The organism is Roseimicrobium gellanilyticum (assembly GCF_003315205.1).
Classification (GTDB): Bacteria; Verrucomicrobiota; Verrucomicrobiia; order Verrucomicrobiales; family Verrucomicrobiaceae; genus Roseimicrobium; species Roseimicrobium gellanilyticum.
This window is the reverse complement of record NZ_QNRR01000003.1, coordinates 279,126-297,830: the sequence shown is the minus strand read 5'-3', so window position 1 is coordinate 297,830 and position 18,705 is coordinate 279,126. Positions and strand designations below refer to the sequence as shown.

11 protein-coding genes are annotated in these 18,705 nt (G+C 55.0%); 10 read left to right on the top strand and 1 reads right to left on the bottom strand.

Annotated features, from left to right (window positions below; translation table 11 throughout):
• Positions 1 to 66 precede the first annotated feature (66 nt).
• Positions 67 to 279: a hypothetical protein gene (locus tag DES53_RS11220; RefSeq protein ID WP_113958352.1), complete on the top strand. Its 213-nt coding sequence runs from the start codon at positions 67 to 69 to the stop codon at positions 277 to 279.
• 311 nt (positions 280 to 590) lie between these two features.
• Positions 591 to 1,763 carry a tyrosine-type recombinase/integrase gene (locus DES53_RS11215; RefSeq protein WP_113958351.1) on the top strand — a complete coding sequence of 391 codons (1,173 nt, stop codon included), beginning with the start codon at positions 591 to 593 and terminating at the stop codon, positions 1,761 to 1,763.
• Positions 1,764 to 1,866: 103 nt separating this feature from the next.
• Here DES53_RS11215 and DES53_RS11210 read toward each other — a convergent pair whose 3' ends face one another.
• Positions 1,867 to 2,169 carry an Ada metal-binding domain-containing protein gene (locus DES53_RS11210; RefSeq protein ID WP_113958350.1) on the bottom strand — a complete coding sequence of 101 codons (303 nt, stop codon included), beginning with the start codon at positions 2,167 to 2,169 and terminating at the stop codon, positions 1,867 to 1,869.
• A gap of 118 nt (positions 2,170 to 2,287) precedes the next feature.
• On the opposite strand from DES53_RS11210, the gene DES53_RS11205 reads away from it, so the two are divergent.
• From DES53_RS11205 to DES53_RS11170, 8 genes are all read left to right on the top strand, one after another.
• Positions 2,288 to 2,776, top strand: coding sequence for a helix-turn-helix domain-containing protein (locus tag DES53_RS11205; protein WP_113958349.1), 489 nt, complete (start codon positions 2,288 to 2,290; stop codon positions 2,774 to 2,776).
• A gap of 64 nt (positions 2,777 to 2,840) precedes the next feature.
• Positions 2,841 to 5,057 carry a Z1 domain-containing protein gene (locus DES53_RS11200; protein WP_170157024.1) on the top strand — a complete coding sequence of 739 codons (2,217 nt, stop codon included), beginning with the start codon at positions 2,841 to 2,843 and terminating at the stop codon, positions 5,055 to 5,057.
• 33 nt (positions 5,058 to 5,090) lie between these two features.
• Complete coding sequence (locus DES53_RS11195) at positions 5,091 to 5,750, top strand: hypothetical protein (RefSeq protein WP_113958347.1); 660 nt, start codon at positions 5,091 to 5,093, stop codon at positions 5,748 to 5,750.
• 45 nt (positions 5,751 to 5,795) lie between these two features.
• Entirely contained in the window at positions 5,796 to 6,485 is a 690-nt protein-coding gene (locus DES53_RS33475; protein WP_211325520.1) for a hypothetical protein, read from the top strand.
• A gap of 70 nt (positions 6,486 to 6,555) precedes the next feature.
• Positions 6,556 to 9,654, top strand: coding sequence for a site-specific DNA-methyltransferase (locus tag DES53_RS11185; protein ID WP_113958345.1), 3,099 nt, complete (start codon positions 6,556 to 6,558; stop codon positions 9,652 to 9,654).
• Positions 9,655 to 9,678: 24 nt separating this feature from the next.
• Entirely contained in the window at positions 9,679 to 10,518 is an 840-nt protein-coding gene (locus tag DES53_RS11180) for an FRG domain-containing protein (protein WP_113958344.1), read from the top strand.
• A gap of 28 nt (positions 10,519 to 10,546) precedes the next feature.
• A complete protein-coding gene (locus tag DES53_RS11175; RefSeq protein WP_113958343.1) occupies positions 10,547 to 13,669 on the top strand; it encodes a BPTD_3080 family restriction endonuclease in 3,123 nt (1,040 codons plus the stop codon).
• Between the two features lie 25 nt (positions 13,670 to 13,694).
• Positions 13,695 to 18,398, top strand: coding sequence for a DEAD/DEAH box helicase (locus tag DES53_RS11170; protein ID WP_113958342.1), 4,704 nt, complete (start codon positions 13,695 to 13,697; stop codon positions 18,396 to 18,398).
• The last annotated feature ends 307 nt before the right edge of the window (positions 18,399 to 18,705 follow it).

Here is an 18,705-nt window from a genome sequence, read left to right as displayed (position 1 = left end):
ATTGAGTTTGTTCCTGCGATCCCGATTCTCAAGGACAGGCTCTTGATGAGTGAGCCATCGTATCGCATGCCTTACAGCCGCAGTTTTGTGGACATGGGCTACAAACGCTCTTTTGCTTCCATTTTCCACCTTGGAAACAAACTCAAGGAGAATGAGCACTACTTCATTGAGTTCTTGTGCCTAGGCTACCGTGTCCCACTTGAACATGATTTCTTTGACTTCGGGACGAAGTTCGCTGTTTCGCACGCCCTGGAGGAATCTCTGAAGCGCATGCTGTGAGAGCCTGAGCATTCTGCTCGACTTGGTTGCTGCGTAGAACTTGCAGCGACGTGAGTCTGTGTCATCATGGCGACCTGCGGAAAATGACGGACGAGGTAGAACAATTGGTGGAGCTTTTGCCATGTGGGAATCTCATGAAGTTGTAATTCGTTGATTTTGAGTTGTCCCCGTAGTTCAACGGATAGAACGAGGGTTTCCATCTTCGATGTTTGAGGATGTGTAACAAGGTCAGAATCAACGGTTTCGGATCTCATCAAACATCCTGAAACGCCCTTGGCAGGTGCAACTTTTGGTGCAACTTTTTCGCCGTCATGGCCACCGTTCGACGCGTTCCGAAGTCACCTTACTGGATTGCCAAGTATCGTGATGGAGATGTTATCAAGTTCCGCACGACCAAGCAGAAGTCGCGTTCCAAAGCCCTTGAAATGGCCTTGGGATGGGAGCGCCTGGCCAAGCTCGCCAATGAGGGTGAATTGACGAAGGCTCGTAGCCTGGACTTCGTGAATGAGCTGCTGGAGAGGGTGGGGCAGGGACCGGTACAAAAACAGTCCACGAAGGAATTTGCGAAGGAGTGGATTGAGCGAGGGCTGAAGACTGCCACCACTCGAAAGAGGTACGACGCTGTCATCAATGGGTTCTTGAAGTTCTTGGGTGAGAAGCGAGCCAAGGCATCCATCGGCAGCATCACCGCTGAGGAGATTGAGCGGTTCCGGGACTTGGAAGCTGAGCGGAAGAGCGCGAGCACAGCCGATTTCAGCCACAAGGTGATTCGTGCGATGATGGAGAAGGCCAAGCGTACGAATCAACGCTCGGACAACCCTGCAGATGCTATCAACAAGCTGGGTGTGGAACAGCAGAGGAGGAAGGCGTTCACGGTAGAGCAGCTCTCCCAGCTCTATTCTGCAGCGAGCACCGAGTGGAAGGGGATGATTCTGCTGGGTGCCTACGCTGGCATTCGACTAAATGATGCTGCCAACCTGCGGTGGGAGCAGTTCGACCTATCCAAGCAAACCGTCACGTTTTTGCCTTCCAAGACGGCGCTGCGTAAACGAGAAGCCGTGGAGCTGGCGTTGCACCCTGTGATCGTGAACTACCTCAAGGCTCTTCCGAAGCCTGCGAAGATCAAGGCGGCTATTTTTGAGTCCTTGGCTGGGCGTGCCTCGGGAAGCGCCGGCGGCTTGAGCAACCAGTTCGCAGCACTCCTTTCGACGACTGGGCTCCGGCCCGAAATGAAACCCGATGAAGGCGCCAAGGACCCGTCTTCGCGTAAAAGGTCGTTCAACGAACTGGGCTTCCACAGCACCCGGCATTTCTTCATCACCAGGATGGCCAATGCGGATGTTCCTCTCGACGTGAGAAAGGCGCTGTCGGGACATTCCACAGATTCTGCCCACGCTCGGTACGTCAGCCTGGAACTCGATACCCAGAAGCGAGCCATTGCGAAGCTGCCCATGGTAGAGTTGGCTGGCCTGTCTCCATCATGATCGAATGGCGGGATCCCCCGAATCATCCGGACGGGGAGCCACCATCGTCGCTAAGTAGGCTGACGGAATTACGAGCTCGCGTGGACACAGGATTGCCAACATTTTACTTGGCCAGTTTCGGCAAGGTCTTCCAGGGGTAGTTCGCAGTTTCGAGCTCCCCACCTTGTTTCCACACTTTGTACCTCACTGGCATGCATTTGGCACAGGGGCGGTAGCCTGCGGCGATTGCTGCAGCTTCGTCCGCAAAGAATACACGATGTTGGGCGTAGCCTTTTGGAAGAGCCAAGCGAGCAGACCAACAGTCGAGCTGTCCGTAAATTCGCTCGCACGAGTAGCCTCCAAGATCACCTGGCACGGTGCTCTCATAGATGCTGCCATCGGGGGCTGTGAGGCGATAGATTTTCATTCATGCTCCTATTCCCGTCATGAATTTCTCGTCAAGCTCCTACTTGATGGAATTAGAAAGCTTCCACGCGCTACAAACACTGTATGATGAGAACGGGCTCAAGTAGACTTTTGAAGTCATGTCCGACGGAGCAGATTTGCCAATCATTGAGGGTAGGGGTTCACGCAATCGACCCGTGGCTAAACACAAAAGTCAAGTTCCCGACGGGGGACGCAGGGCGCGGAAATTCCGCAACTTCATCGACCCGAACGTCCGCGAGCTTCGGAAGCGCTTGGGGCTTACGCAGGAGCAGTTGGCAGCGCGCCTTCAACTCGCCGGGCTGAGCCACCTCGACCGGGTGGCCGTAGCAAAGGTGGAGTCACAAATCCGATCGGTCTATGACTTCGAGCTCATCCTCCTGGCGGATGTGCTTCAAATCGAGCACGGCGACCTTCTCTCTGTACGTCGGACAGCAGTGAAAGCGGCCCTTCGAAAGTTGGTGGGAACAAAGATTGAAGCTGCTTGTGCCAGCACAGCTATGCTCGATAGCATTCACTTTCCAGGCCCGAGGGAACTGCCAGATCCATCGGTTACCTGGGCGCTCTGGGAAGAGCCCAATGATTTCTAGCCCAATCAATTCTTGTGGACGATTGCGCCAAAGCTTTTGTACTGTAGATCTACCAAATCTACAGATGCCTGATATTCCTCCGCTCGAAACAAATGGTGCCTTCTATCCGGCGTTTACTGGTCCTAAGGACTATCCACCAGAGCAGAAGAGTTGCATCGAAGAAACGGTCGGCAAGCTCATCTCCACTGCTACTACCTCAGACCAGCCCGGCATGCTTCTTGGGAAGATTCAGAGCGGCAAGACCAAAACCTTTATGGGCATCATCGCCTTGGCCTTTGACAATGGCTTTGACGTCTGTGTCGTGCTCACAAAAGGCACGAAAGCGTTGGCTAAACAGACATTTGAGCGGCTGGATCAAGAGTTTGCTGAGTTCGTCTCAGACAACCTTCTTCTCGTGTATGACATCATGTCGTTGCCAAAGCTGTCCCGCTGGGAGCAAGGAAGGAAACTCGTCTTCGTGGTCAAAAAGCAGTCAGACAACCTTGACCGATTGCACGCCGCCCTTGTAACGGACTACCCAGAACTGGGTAGAAAGCGGGTTCTTATCGTCGATGATGAAGCTGACTTCGCGAGCATCGGCTACAGCCGTAGTAGCAGGGATGGCATGCAGTTGCGGAAAATCGCGAAGCAAATTAACGATCTGCGAACCGCTCTCTCTCAGCCGTCCTTTCTCCAAGTCACCGCAACTCCGTACTCCCTCTATCTTCAACCTGATGAGATCCAGATTCGCACGGAGGTTTTCAAACCCGTGCGTCCTGCCTTCACTAAGCTCGTTCCAGTGCATCCTGCTTACGTCGGTGGCGATGTTTATTTCCCCGAGGAAGATAGCGAGGATTCCCGGCCAGCCGACTTCATCCATGTAGAGGTTTCTGAGAAGGAGATGACGGTATTGAAAAAGAAGGATCGACGTGTCTTTGACCCGCGTACGGATGCTCTCACTTCCAAAGCCATCACCAGCTTTCGTCGCGCCATCGTCACTTTCATAACGGGTGCCGCTATCCGCCAGATCCAATCTCGCCATGCCGGAGTGAGGCCAGCGAACTACAGTTTCCTAGTACACACGGAAGCGGCCAAAGGCTCGCATGCATGGCAGGAGGAACTGGTCGAGGAGTTGATGTCTCAGTTAGTCGCTGCAGCTGGGGTTGAAGCTCCAGAACTGCTTGAATTGATTGATGCAGCTTGCGACGATCTAGGCCAGTCGATTCTTCTCGCGGGGCACCATCTTCCCGCGAAGGAGGCAGTTCGTGCTGAAGTGTTGACCGCGTTGCGGGACGAGTACCTCCTCATCACCAAAGTGAACTCTGATGAGCAGGTAATGGACTTGCTGGATCGCTCTGGCCAGCTTCGTCTTCGCGCGCCCATGAATATTTTCATCGGCGGACAGATTCTCGACCGCGGGATCACGATCGCCAATCTCATTGGCTTCTTCTACGGCAGAAACCCCAAGCGCTTCCAGCAGGACACAGTTCTACAGCATTCCCGGATGTATGGTTTCAGGCCGCGTGAGGATGTGGCAGTGACACGCTTCTACACCGCTGCCACCACCTACGATGCGATGCGACGCATGCAGGAAAGTGACAATGCGTTGCGCCGTGCTCTAGAGGCCCCGGGTGATCAGTCTGTCATCTTCATTCAGAAGGCTTCCGATGGCACAGTGGTTCCCTGTAGCCCCAATAAAATACTTCTCTCCAACGTAGCAACTGTCAGACCACACAAGCGTCTCTTGCCGGTCGGATTCCAGAGCGGTTACAAAACCCGTATTTCGGCAGTGATCCTGCGCATCGATTCCATACTCGCGGGGCATTGGCAGGCATCCAGTCCTGAGGCGCCGTTCACCGTGCCGCTCGCTGTTGCTCTGGAGGTTGTCGAGCTCGCATATTCCGCTTTGGAATTTGAGGAGCCAGGCTACTCCTCGAACAAAGATGAACTCATTGGCGCGCTCGCCTATCTCAGCCAGAACAGCCAGGAGCCCTCGGAACGGGGGCTGGTTTGGGTTATTTGGCGCGGTGAACGCGAGGTGGTTCGTATACGTCCCAGCGGCCGGTTCACCAATGCCCCTGACTCACAACACCGCGAGGGCAAGATTGCTCGGGAAGTCGCGACGCACATTCCTGCACTGTTGATGCTTCGGCAGCAAGGCCGCGAGGAACAAGGTCAAGGCTGGCGGGGCACACCATTCTATTGGCCAGTCGTCCTCACTCCTGGCGATACCAAGACGGCCATCTTCGCGAATGAGGTTCGTCCCGACGCCCTGGAGGGCGACGAGGGAGCCGAAGATTGAGCCACTTAGATCCACGACGCAGACACCATCGCCATGCCTCGACACCTTCCTGTCGCATCGAACACTGAACGCAGCCAAAAGCTCCTACAAAAGCTTGTAGCAAGACCGCTCTTTGGGAAATCTGTGCTTGGCCAGCCCGTGAAGTGGGTCTCGCCTATCGTGGAAGACCAGCTTGCGGAGTACAATGATGCAGATTTCCTAGGCAGGCTGGCAATCACAACGAGCCGGACTGCGCTGAAGGAATTCTGGCCGAGGGGAGGGCCGCACTGGGACGGACTCGGGATTGCGGATGATGGCACCGCAATCCTTGTGGAAGCTAAGGCTTACATAGAAGAAATGGATTCCGATTCCTGCAAGGCGTCGCCGGCGTCCCTGGCGAAAATCCAGTCAGCCTTGGGTGCCACCGCCCTGCACATGGGAGCCAAACCCAAGGGAGACCTGACCCGGTCTTTCTATCAGATGACCAACCGGCTTGCCCACTTGTACTTTCTACATCACCTCAATAGGATTCCAGCCGAGCTCTGGCTGGTCTGTTTCTGCAATCATCCTGATGCGTCAATCCGCACCACCAAGGAGGAGTGGTTAGGCGCCATCCGGCTCCTAAACTCTCATCTCGGGCTGCGTAGTGGGGCCAAATTGATGAATCGCGTGCGCCATGTCTTCGTCGACTCCGGAACGCTGGAGTTGGTGTGATGCGGTGTTCGCATCTTTTTCTTAATCGCCCCCCAATTTCAGACCGTGAAATTCAAACCCTGTAGATCCAAGGCAGACATTTCTGGGAACTCTCTGGTTATCGTCGCAGTGGACTTGGGATTCTCGAAGTCGGAGCAACTAGAGTCACGGGGCAGTTCGAACCAAGGCTCCCGAGGACAATCATGCGGCTTTGCAACCAATGCAGCGGACTACGAGCATCGGCGTCCAAAGACAAAATTAAAAGCAAAGATATGGGCGGAAAACCTCACCTTTGCCGAGGCTTGCGAGGCCACAGCGAAGGTGTTGACGTCAGCACCCGCAAGCCCCTCCGTGCTCATTCTCGAAGCACCCCTGTCCTCGCACTTTTGCGATGAAGGAAACCCACATATGCGGGACAAGCGCGAGGAACATAGCCCGTGGTACAGAAGTGCCGGAGCCGTTACCACCCTGGCAGCTATCTTTTTCTTGGAACGGTTGTCTCGGTATCGGGACAGCACCGGCTTGACTGTCCATCTGGTCGAGGGCTTTGCCACCCGGCGCGAGGGTGAAAGCGGAAATCACAAGGAAGTCGCACGGCGGCTGGTTGCTGCGTATGACAGCACATCATCGCTGATGCAGTGGAAGGGCCAGCTAATGTATCCTTTGGTTCCCTTCATGGTTTCAGCTCCGCACCGTGCACCAGGGGTGTTGGCCCTCGGGCTACAGGAGAGGGAGGGTACCGAAATTCTACAGTGAGAATTAAACGCCTCAATTTTGCACGATTGCGCTTTGAATTTCGTCTCTTCCCTGTCATTTCAACTTTGCCATGCCAACCGCCACTCCCGTCACCGATTTCGAGCACAAGGATGCCACGCGCAAGTTGCTGCCTCCTGCCGGCACGCCTCCAGGCGAGAGGGTGAAGGCTGAGCCGAAGGTGAAATATGCGTATGATCCCCACCGGACTCCAGAACTGCGTTTCAACGAGCGCATCGTGCGCTGCCGGGAGTTGCTTGAGAAGGCCACGCGGACCTCATTGACCAGGGACGAGGCGGCGGAACTGGGGGCGTATTTGGAGAGCGATCAGCCGTGGCTGGAGTGGGCCGGGAAGCGGGAACTGCCGGATTTCGCTGTGGAGCCCGTGGCGTTGCACATCCATGAACGGGTCTCTGCGCAGGCGATTTTGCGCACGGTGCGGCGAGAGGATGCCCAGCGGGACTTCTTTGCTGAGCCGAAGCTCTCTGCCAAGGAGGCGCGAGCTTGGTACCAGCATGAGGTGACTTGGACGAACCGGCTCATTCTTGGCGACAGTCTTCAGGTGATGACTTCGCTTGCTCGGCGCGAGGGTCTTGCGGGGAAGGTGCAGATGGTCTACTTCGATCCTCCGTATGGCATCAAATTTTCTTCAAATTGGCAGAACGAGGTGGGCAAGCGGGATGTGAAGGACAAGGACGAGGATCTCAGTCGTGAGCCTGAGATGATCAAAGCTTATCGGGATACGTGGGCCCTCGGTGTCCACTCCTACCTCGCCTATTTGAAGCAACGTCTGTTAGTCGCGCGAGAACTCCTCACCGAGTCAGGCTCCATTTTCGTACAGATCTCGGACGAAAATCTGCACCGCGTCAGATTGGTGATGGACGAGGTATTCGGGCCGGAGAATTTTTGCGGGCAAATCGTATTCAGCAAAACCGGACTACAGGCTACCAAACTACTGCCTTCGGTGGCGGACTTCATTATTTGGTATGCGCGAGACAAAGCTCGCGTTCGCTATCGCCAACTTACTCAGCCAAAAACGCCAGGTGAGGAGGGCGCGACTGGCTACACAATGCTCTACGACGCGGCGACCGGGTTCTGGCGGACGATGTGGAAAGCCGAACGGGACGACCTTTCGCGAATTCCCAAAGAACTCCACGTGTTTGACAGCACACCGCTTGTTTCCGATGGCGGCTCGGAAGACAGTAGCAAACCTTTTCCGGCATTCGGAACAGATTGGCGAATCGCGGCAAACAACCATTGGAAAACCGGCCACGACGGACTGGCGCGACTGCTGGCAGCTGACCGCATTGTCCAAGTCGGGAAGCGCATCGAGTATCGGATGATGCTTGCCGATTTCGGCCAGACTCCGCGCGCCAATATCTGGCTCGGATTGGGTGAGCGCGGATTCACTGGCGACAAAGTTTATGTCGTCCAGACCGCTGCCGAAGCAATATCGCGTTGCCTTTTGATGACCACCGACCCTGGTGACCTTGTACTCGATCCGACATGCGGAAGTGGCACGACCGCATTCGTTGCTGAACAATGGGGTAGGCGGTGGATCACAATCGACAGCTCGCGCGTGGCCGCTGCCATTGCCCGTCAGCGCCTGCTCACAGCCTGTTTTGACACTTTCAATACGAAGGATCCGACCGGAGGAGTAGATCCAAACCAACCCTTGAATCCTAAGCACGGATTCCACTACAGGACGATTCCCCATGTAAAACTAAAGTCGATTGCGCAGAATAAGGGACTGGATCCCATTTTTGCTCGGCACGAGCCGATTCTCGGCAATGCACTCGTGATTCTAAATGCCGCTCTCGGAGGCGTCACAGATAAGCTCCGGGAACAACTGTTGGAGAAGCTCATTGTCAAGGTGCGCACCAAAGGCGAAAAACACACGGACGCCGATGTTCGCCGCTGGCTGCTTCCGGAGACTGACCCTAAGCTCATCCGGCAGCGAAAAGGCGGCCCCACTGCAAACCAAGTGACACAACTGCGGGCATCCATTCCCCCGGGCACCGTATGGCAAGAATGGGAAGTGCCGTTCGATACAGATCCCGATTGGCCTACCGCATTACAAGAAGCCCTTGTTGCGTACCGGAAAGCATGGCGGGCCAAGATGGATGAGGTGAACGGCTGCATCTCGGCCAACGCGGAGCAGGAAGAGCTGGTAGACCAGCCGGAAATTATACAAGGCGTGGTACGAGTGAGCGGCCCTTTCACGGTGGAGAGCGTTCGGCCGCCCGAAAACAGTCCCGAGGTTCCATTCGTAGAGAGCCCTATTGGCGGAGCGCCGGAGGAGCTAGCTACCTTTGAAAGCCCGAAGGAGGACGCGGATGCCTATCATCCGGAAGGAACGGCGACCTTGGCCGCCGCCAATGCCTCCAGCCACATCGACCGAATGCTTGCCCTTCTGCGAGAGGACGGCATCACCTTCTTGGGAAACAAGCACGTGAAGCTGGCACGACTGGACCGCGTTGAGAATACATTCATTCATGCTGAAGGTGAGTTTGCCCAAGAGGATGGCAGGGAACACCGGGTAGCTGTTGTCGTCGGGCCGGAGATGGGGAACGTGCCCAGCTACTTGGTGGAGCAGGCCATGCGTACCGCCTACAAGCGTGGATATGATGACCTCGTGGTGGCCGGCTTTGGCTTCGACGCCATGGCGCAGGAGTGCATCCAGGATAATAACGAGGATCCGAATGCAGAGATGCGTATCCACATGGCGCTCATACGACCGGATGTGCAGATGGGCGATCTCTTGAAAAAGACCCAAGTTACGGCACAGATCTTTACCGTCTTTGGGCAGCCCCGTACGAGGATATCGTCCAATGGTGACGAATTTACCGTGCACATGGAAGGAGTTGACATTTACGACCCTGTGAAGAACAGCATTGAGGCCACGGATGCGAGGAAGGTCGCCGCATGGTTCTTGGACACAGACTACGACGGCAAGGTTTTCTGTATTTGTCAGGCGTTTTTTCCTGATCGGTTGGCATGGGAGAAGTTGAGTCGGGCTTTGAAAGGCAGCATCGACGAAGATGTGTTGGCTCGCCTTTCCGGGACGGAAAGCCTTCCTTTTGTTGCCGGAGCCCGCTGCACTATTGCGGTGAAAGTCATCGATCCCCGAGGCAATGAAGTGATGCGTGTGCATCGGGTGAAAGCGAACTAACTTTATCTGAAATGACAACTTGGTATGGCGAAGAAACGATCTACAAAAGCTGCACCCTCCGTTCCATACAGAATTGAGAAGGCGACAAGTCTTCTGAATGGTTTCGAAAGGGCCATCGACATCCTGGAAGGTTGGGGAGGGAAAGAAAACGTCTACTGCTGGTTTCGCGGTGTGAAGAGCAACAAGCTCAAGCTTCAGCCCGGCGCCTATTGGCGAACAGGGTATTCGGAGCTAGGACCAATGCTGGATCTGTGCCAGCAGGGAATCCGGTTCACGCCTGTTTCTGGCATGAACTCGTGGAGCACATACTACCTTGCTCAGCACCACGGTATCCCGACCCGGCTTCTTGACTGGACCGAGAGCTTCATCGCGGCTGTGTTCTTTGCAATTGATGGAGCAAGTTCCACTGACACCCCTTGCGTATGGCTACTTCAACCTACAATTCTCAACGGCACTCTTTTTGGGTATGCGGGGCTTGTGAGTCCTGAGCACAATGAGAGTCTGAACATCTGGCTGCCAAAAGAAGTAGGAGACCATAAAGTCGTTCCTTCTCGCCATCATGATGGAGACGCAGAGTATGACAACTATTGGCCAGTCGCCATCTACCCACGCCAAGACAACAATCGGATTCAGGTTCAGAAAGGATACTTCACCGTTCACGGATCAAAACTCGAGGCGATCGAAGATGTTCTTGTTGCCAAGCACGGTTGCCCAGAAGAGGTGATCGCCCGAGTCGACTTTGATGGAGTCGACTTGAAGGTAATGAGAACCCAGATGGAATTGCTCGGAACTCGCAGGAGTTCCATCTACCCAGATGTGGACAACTTTGTCCGAGAGTTAAAAGAAATGTACCAATGGGTATGAGGCGAAACCTCACTATCTGAAACCCAACATGGCTCGCCCGCTCACAAAATCCTCCGACACTTCCCAATCCGAGCTTCCCATCCAGGCTCCAGTGGAGGAGCCGATCATCAATGGTCCCTATGACGAACCGAAGTTCTGGTGGGCGTACGATAAGAGCGGCAAGGCCATCAAGACAGCGGGCCGCCGTAAGGCGAGCTATTTCTGGACCACCCAGCGGGTGATGAGCGGTCAAACGCAGATGTCCTTGGAGGGTATAGAGTCTGACTACGGGAGTGAGGAACTCGGGCTGGTGAATGATTTGCGTGCCGACCTCGCGCGGTGGCGAGCCTCCAACTACGAGAATGCCACGGCCACGACGAAGAAACTCCTGACGCACTGGAGGAATCCGGAACGCAAGCGACGATTCTTCTTCTGCCAGATCGAAGCCGTGGAGACAGTGATCTATCTAACCGAAATCGTAGGCAGCGGTCGCAATCCACGTTGGACGGCGGCGGTGTCGCGGGAGCGATACGAAGCCCTGTGCTCGGTGACGGATGAAACCTTGGAGAGTACTGCGAAGGGACTGTTTGTAGCAAGGCTGGTGGACCCACCGCAGCAAACACAATGGAAGCCGCTGAAGCGCTATGGATGCAAGATGGCCACTGGTTCCGGCAAGACAGTGGTCATGGCCATGCTGACTGCATGGGCTCTTTGCAACCGCGGGGCAGTGCCGGGGGATACCCGCTTTCCGCGTGCGGTTCTTGCTGTGTGTCCCAATCTGACTGTGAAGGAACGTCTCCAAGTCCTCCGACCCGATGCCGGCGAAGAGAGTTACTTTGAGATGTTTGACATCGTGCCAAGCCAGATGCGCTCTCTGATGCTTCAAGGAAAGGTTCTGGTGACGAACTGGCACGGCTTTGCACCTGAATCTCCGCATGCTGAGGCGGGGAAGAACTTTACCGTCGTAAACAAGGGCGAAGAAGGTGCGGATGCGTTCTCCCGTCGGGTACTCAAGGAACTTCACGGTCTTGGTGAAGTGATGGTACTCAATGATGAAGCCCACCATGCCTATCGACCTGCGCCCGCGCGATTTGCCGCCAAGAGCAAGCGGAAAAAACGGGACGAGGGAGGATTTGGAGAGGTTTCCGATGCAGATGCGGAGGAGGCGACCGTTTGGGTCGAGGGGCTGGACAAGATTAACCAAGCGGTCGGTGTGGGTTTTTGTGTGGACCTTTCCGCCACGCCCTTTTACCTCGCTGGTAGTGGTTGGATTGAGGGTTCACCTTTTCCGTGGCTCGTGAGCGACTTTGGCTTGGTGGATGCCATCGAGAGCGGCATCACCAAGATTCCCCGCCTTCCAGTAAGCGATCAGACCGGCCAGCCAGACCCGAAGTTTTTCCGCCTTTGGGATGAGATCAAACGCCGTCTTCAGCCTGCCGATTATCTCAAGGGAGGAAAGCCAAAGCCCGAATCTGTCTGGCGGTATGCAGATGCGGCGTTGAAAACACTTGGTTCGCAGTGGCAGGAAAGGTTCAAACAACATGCAGAGTCACGCCCAGGCCAGACGTTTATCCCGCCCGTGATGATCGTGGTTTGTGACAACACGGACATCGCCCAGCTTTTCTTTGAGAGGATCTCCGGTGAAACCCAGGAAGAGGTCAAGGATATTGCAGACGAGGAAGAAGATGATTCCGAAGAGTTCGGCGAAGGTTCAAAGGCAAAGGGAAAGATTCGTAAGGTACGGCAATTCAGCCCGGGTGGCTTGCCATTTCCCGAACTGGCAAATAGTGAGCAACGAACTTATACACTGCGCATCGACTCCAAGTTGCTGGCCGATGCCGAAGCCGGGGAAGGTAGTACAAAGGAAAAGGAAGCGGAGAAGCTTCGGCAGATTGTTGCACATGTGGGCGTACCGGGTACGTCTGGCGAACACATTCGTTGCGTCGTGAGCGTACAGATGCTCACCGAGGGATGGGATGCGAACAATGTCACACAGATCCTTGGCTTGCGAGCTTTTGGTAGCCAGTTGCTCTGCGAACAAGTAGTGGGACGGGGACTACGACGGCTGAGCTATGACGTCGATCCCGAAACCGGCATGTTCCGGCCGGAGTACGCCGACGTGTACGGCATTCCGTTCTCGGTGATTCCTTACAAGGGACGCCCTACTAAAAACCCGGCGCCTGACGACAAGCCGGTCACCCAGGTGCGTGCCCTGCCGGAACGCGCGGGATTTGAGATGCGTTTTCCAAATGTCGAAGGCTACGTCTTGGAGCTGCGTAAGAATCTAATCCGCTGCGACTGGAACAAGGTGCAGCCTCTGAGCATCCAACCAATGGAAGTACCGTTGCAGCTTTTTGTCCAGCCCCAGGTCGGGGTGCGCGATGGAGGCGTTGGCACATCATCATTTGCACTGAAGGAGCAGAACCGGGAGGAGTTCTATGCGAACCATCACCTCCAAACGATCCTCTTCGAACTGGCCCGGCAGATCGTCATTCGCCTGACTGACACCCAAACAGCGAAAGGAGGAAAAATGCGCATGATGGCGAGGCACCAGCTTTTCCCCCAAGTGCTGGAGATCGTGAGCGAATTTGCTGAGCGCCGGGTCAACTGGAAGGGGGCTGATAGACGTGAACTCGGCATCCAGATCTACGCGGACCAAGTGGTGAGTCGCCTGACTGACGCGATTGAGTCCGATACGGATTCGGGGGAGCCGCCGTTGCTTCCCGTCATCAACCGGTTTCAACCGCATGGCACCACGGCGGACGTTCGCTTCAATACCATCCGTGCGTGTCACCCTGTCCAAAAGAGTCATATCGATCAGGTGGTGCTCGACACTCTGACATGGGAGCGCTCTGCGGCCTTCACTCTAGAAGCATGCGACTCGGTCCGCTACTATGCCCGTAACGATCATCTCGGGTTCACGATCCCGTACGAGTTCCTCGGTGTTTCGCACGTCTACTCACCCGATTTCCTAGTAAGGCTTTCGAATGACGTCTGTCTTGTCCTTGAAATCAAAGGAATGATGAACCAGCAAGACGAAGCTAAAGTCCAGGCGGCGCATCGCTGGGTAAGTGCAGTCAACCATTGGGGCCAGATGGGACGCTGGGATTTCCACGTGTGCAAAGATCCGGCCATGCTGGACACGGAACTGAGATATCTCGCATCCAAGTAGCAACTACGCCGCGCCACGTCTTACGATGAAAATCCTCTCTGAAGTCGTCCAGAAACTGAATTATGAACGGCTCGGTGCGTATGAAAGGTACAAGGACGATATCCTGGAGCACTATGGGATCGAGCAGAGGGTTTTAGCGGGGGGGTACGCCTATCGACAGATTCTGGAGCTGGTTCAAAATGGCGCAGATGCCATCCTCGACGCTCACGAAGATAACACTTTGCTGGGTGACGGCAGAATTCAGGTAGTCCTTGATTCGAAGCATCTCTATGTCGCTAATACAGGTGCTCCCCTGACTGACGAAGGGTTGAAGGCACTCCTGAGGTCCCATTCGTCCCCAAAGCGAGGCAACCAGATTGGGCGATTTGGTCTTGGTTTCAAGTCGCTGTTGAAACTGGGCGGAAAGATCGATTTCTTTACACGGTCTCGTGGTGCCATTCGATTCGAACCCGAAAGGTGTCGGGATGAACTTCATAGCCGGTTCGGTGTTTCACATTGTCCAGGTCTCCGACTGGCGTGGCCGCTAGAGGATGCGGAACGTGCTAAAGACTCAACGTTGGCTCAATTTGACTGGGCTGAAACCATAGTCCGGGTAAACGTTCCGGCGCCTGATCTTCGGGATCGCCTACGGACTGAGATTTCTGAGTTTCCGACTGAGTTTCTTCTCTTTTTCCCGGTGTCTCTTCAGCTTTCCCTAGATGCGGGCACAGGCTCTGTAAAAGAACTTCGGGTATTCGCGCCGTCTGAAAATGAACGCGTACTTTCGGTGGATGGGAACAATAGCCGGTGGCATCTCGCTTCTCGACAGGTACAGACCACGGAGCCACGTGCGAGAGACGATGCCACGCACATTCACTCGCGGGACTCCGTCCCATTGGCTTGGGCAATGCCCATCGACGCGGCGAGAGAGGAGGCCGGTCGATTCTGGGCATTCTTCCCGACGCATACGCTGACATACCTGCCGGGAATTCTGAATGCCCCGTGGAAAGTAAACGACGACCGGAATGCCATCGTTGGTGGTGCGTGGAACACTTTGTTAATGCAGGAGGCTGCCAAGCTGATTGTTGCAACGCTGCCAAGTCTTTATCTGGAATCGGATCCTGGATGCGTCATCGATGCATTTCCGAGACGAATGGAACGAAAGGACGAGGAGGCTGCTCCCCTTGTGGAAGCGGTCTGGAAGGAGTTTGAGACGGCGGCGGTAGTTCCCGATGCAGCTGGCAATTTACGCCCTGCTAGCGAGCTATGGAGGGCACCCAAGGAAGATGTAGGCCTGACGACAATGTGGCAGGGACTGGCGAGCGCAAGGGCACTAGAGTGCCATGTGCATCCCTCTTGCTCGCAGCGGCAGCGCAGCGGTCGACTGCAAGTGCTCTCGGAACGGCTGAGGGCGAACTCCTCCTCCGACGACGAGCATTTTCCGAACCTGCTGCGGCAGGAGCCCTGGCGCTGGTTCTCGTTCCTTACCTCGCACGAACTTTCGCATTGCCTTCGAGTTCTCAAGCTTGCCGAGGCGTTTCAAAATGAGTGCGGTCCCACGGAGTGGGAACAGGTCCTTCCCAATCTTGCCATTGTGCCCATTGAAGATGGCGCCTGGATTACTTCTCCGAAGGCTGTATTTGCGCCTCCCGGCGTAATTTTACCCCACGGATTGTATCCCGTGTCGCAGGCAGTCGCCAGTGAACAGGATGCAAGGCGGATTCTCTCGGGAGTGATGAAGGTAAGGCCGCTCGATGGGGCAGCCTGGCACGATATACTGAGTACTCTTCGCAGGGATATTCCAGATTGGAACGCAGATCTCGAAACGGACAGGTGGAGGGTGTTTTGGAAGAACCTGAGGGCGTGTCCTTTCGAGATTGGATCGAGCTTTGTGGCTGGAAATCGTACTGCAATTCGAGTTCTCAGGCGGGACGAAACTTGGCAGCCCGGCAATGAGGTCCTGAAGCCCGGAATGCTTGTCGACCCGGATGTTGACACGTCAAATAGCGGGGTCTTGGTTGATGAGATCGAACACGAACGAGACGAAAAGTGGTTGGAGATGCTGGGCGTCGTGGAGCTCCCTGAAGGTACAATTGAGCTTGAGGATCACGATAGCCTTCGACCTTGGATGTCCTACTGGCGCGAATTCTATCGTACGAATGTCAGCGAAAGTGCCAGATGGGGCTACTTGCAACCATTCCGATTGAGACTTCCGCGCGGATGGGCGCTCCTCATCAGCTTGGAGGGCGAGCCCAACGCCAAGTTTAGTGCGCATCTTCTGAAGCGGTTCAACCAAGGTGAATTTGCAAAGAAAATCTCGTTCGGCCACGCGACCGTCTCAACATATGATCGAATTGAGGTGCCTCACCCATTGATATGGATTTTGCACCGCTACGGCACGGTCCAACTTGGTTCCAGAACCGTACGCCTTCATGCTTTGGTCGAGCGGAGGCATGAACCTGTAGTTGCAATGCTGCAACAGTGGCAAGATGTGGAATCCGCACTGGAATACCTGCTCTCGGCAGTTCCGGAGGTCGAAATTTGCAGTGAAGAGATCTGTTGCCTGTGGCTGGGAATGATCGAGGAACTGACTACCAAAGCCTCTCTCGAGCAAGATTCACTAGGGGAACTCTGGAGAGGAGCGGCTAGGGATGGGGTTGTGCCAGATCGTCTGTGGGTTGATGAGCAAGAAGTTCTGCTTGAGGAAATCTGTGTTACTGGCTCGCCTGATTTGGCATCCCGTGCGCGAAGCGACGGCTACATTGTGGTGACATTGGATAACGCCACCATGAGGCTTTGGCTCGATGAAGGTGCAAGGGATCTTGCGGAGATGATGCGCCCCGAGTGGCACCATGAAACCGGACCTGCAAGCCCACTGGTTGCCGCAATGCCTGAGCTTGGAGAGGTGTTGCGAGAAGACGCGAAACATCATGCCCTTTGTCTTCCGGTTGCGGGGTTAAAGATGCGGATTTCGGCAGAATCACATGTGACTCCGTGTCTCTTGTGGGAAAGCATGCTGATTTTGGATCACCAACAACTTTCCGAACTCTCCAGGTCCGCGAGACTGGAACACGTATTGCGAGAAGTGGCTGCTGCTGGATGGCTCCAAAGTGATTCCGCCGAAGCACTGCGTCTCCTTGGGGACGGAAAGGTGGACGAACTCAGAGCGGGAGTGGCATCAGGTTCGACGCTGGAAGAGCGGCTATTTCTAGCGGTCGGGAAACGTGACGAACCTCTCAGGCAGGCTTTGGGCGAGTTGTCCCATGTCGATTGGATACAGCAATGTCGCGGACTCTCTCTGGCAGCTCTCGTGCTCGCCCAACTAGGCCCGGCAACGTTAGGCGCATTGAAAAAAACCTTTGCTGAGGAAGGACTGAATCCACCAGGACGATGGACACCTGCCCAAGCGCGGGCCTTTGCCCTTAGCATCGGGTTTCCTGAAGAATTCGGAACATCCCCAGACGTCAGACGCGACCCAGAGGAGTTCGTCAATGGCCCGATCCATTTGCCTCCCTTGCATGACTTCCAAGAGGATGTCTTTCATGGAATTCGAGAATTGATCAAACTTGGGAACAAGCGCCGGCGGGCAGTTGTCAGCCTTCCTACCGGGGGCGGCAAGACACGAGTCACCGTTCAAGCTGCAGTCGTTCTCGTCCTGAAACCAAAATCTCTTAGACGAACAGTGTTGTGGATTGCTCAAACCGATGAGCTCTGCGAACAGGCAGTGCAAGCTTTCCGCCAAGTGTGGGTCAACTTGGGGGAGGACAATACCGAGCTTCGAATCGTGCGCCTTTGGGGAGGGAATCCAGATCCTGCCATAGATGACAGCGGTAATCCTGTTGTGATAGTTGCATCTATTCAGACGCTAAACAACCGCATCAGATCCAGTGCCTTGGCTTGGCTTCAGTGCCCAGGATTAGTTGTGGTTGATGAGTGCCATCATGCAATTGCGCCGAGCTACACAAACCTGCTGCGTTGGTTGGACGCTGAGGCCCCTCGAGCTGGGGCGCCTCAAAAGGACGAGCCTCCCATTCTAGGTTTGAGCGCCACCCCTTTCCGAATGGATGACGAGGAGAGCCGCAGGCTTGCGCAACGTTTTGACAATCGGTGGCAACCCGTGAAGCAGGAAAATCTCCATGCACGGCTTCGCGGGCAGGGCGTTCTTTCGGAGATAGTCAGCGAAGCATTGGAGTCAGGCACAGGCTTGTTGCCAGACGAGATTGAGAGACTCGCTCAGATTCCTCAACCGTGGGAAGGCATTGTTTTTGAGAATCTGTTAGAAGCGATCAACCAGCGACTTGCTGGCAACAGTGATCGAAACGAACGGTTGGTGGAGCGAATCAGAGCTGCGAACGAGCGTTGCATATTGCTCTTTGCCAATTCAGTTTCACACGCGGAAGAGATGTCGGCACGCCTAAACCTGCAGGGCATCCCCTCGGCGGCGGTGAGCGGTGGCACACAGACAATTGCTCGGCGCTATTTCTTGAAGCGTTTTCAGCAAGGCAAGATTCGTGTTCTCTGCAACCACAGCGTTTTGAGTACCGGATTCGATGCGCCTAAAACAGATATGGTGTTGATCTCACGAGCGGTATTCAGTCCTGTGCGGTACATGCAGATCGTGGGACGTGGCCTGCGTGGAGAAAAGAACGGAGGCACGAAGCTCTGCCGAATTGTTACGGTGTTGGACAATCTCGGGAGATTCCAAGACCGACATCCTTACCACTTTTGCGCGAGATACTTTGAGGATTAGCTATCAAACCCACAAAAGTTCTCCAAGTGCATTCGTAAGATCTGACGGTTCTAAAACTCAAAAATTGTATGCCAACTCATCTCTCAGCACGCCTGGCCTGGCACATGGACGGCTGGAACGGTCGCATTTGCCGGAAGCCGTCAAGTAACCGGTATTGTGTTGGTCCACACTCGTATCCCGGCGAAAAGATCAAGGACAAGCGTGACCTAGCGTGGGAAGAGTCCGTGGCGGGGAAATGCTGTTCCAAGGTCAACGGCATCCCCCCGTGCATCTACAGCATTAACGCTTTTGGTCCGGAACCACTTAC

Excerpts from the sequence above, each read along its gene's own strand:
- DES53_RS11220 (WP_113958352.1), top strand. The coding sequence starts at position 67 with ATGCCTTACAGCCGCAGTTTTGTGGACATGGGCTACAAACGCTCTTTT.
- DES53_RS11215 (WP_113958351.1), top strand. The coding sequence starts at position 591 with ATGGCCACCGTTCGACGCGTTCCGAAGTCACCTTACTGGATTGCCAAG.
- DES53_RS11210 (WP_113958350.1), bottom strand. The coding sequence starts at position 2,169 with ATGAAAATCTATCGCCTCACAGCCCCCGATGGCAGCATCTATGAGAGC.
- DES53_RS11205 (WP_113958349.1), top strand. The coding sequence starts at position 2,288 with ATGTCCGACGGAGCAGATTTGCCAATCATTGAGGGTAGGGGTTCACGC.
- DES53_RS11200 (WP_170157024.1), top strand. The coding sequence starts at position 2,841 with ATGCCTGATATTCCTCCGCTCGAAACAAATGGTGCCTTCTATCCGGCG.
- DES53_RS11195 (WP_113958347.1), top strand. The coding sequence starts at position 5,091 with ATGCCTCGACACCTTCCTGTCGCATCGAACACTGAACGCAGCCAAAAG.
- DES53_RS11185 (WP_113958345.1), top strand. The coding sequence starts at position 6,556 with ATGCCAACCGCCACTCCCGTCACCGATTTCGAGCACAAGGATGCCACG.
- DES53_RS11180 (WP_113958344.1), top strand. The coding sequence starts at position 9,679 with ATGGCGAAGAAACGATCTACAAAAGCTGCACCCTCCGTTCCATACAGA.
- DES53_RS11175 (WP_113958343.1), top strand. The coding sequence starts at position 10,547 with ATGGCTCGCCCGCTCACAAAATCCTCCGACACTTCCCAATCCGAGCTT.
- DES53_RS11170 (WP_113958342.1), top strand. The coding sequence starts at position 13,695 with ATGAAAATCCTCTCTGAAGTCGTCCAGAAACTGAATTATGAACGGCTC.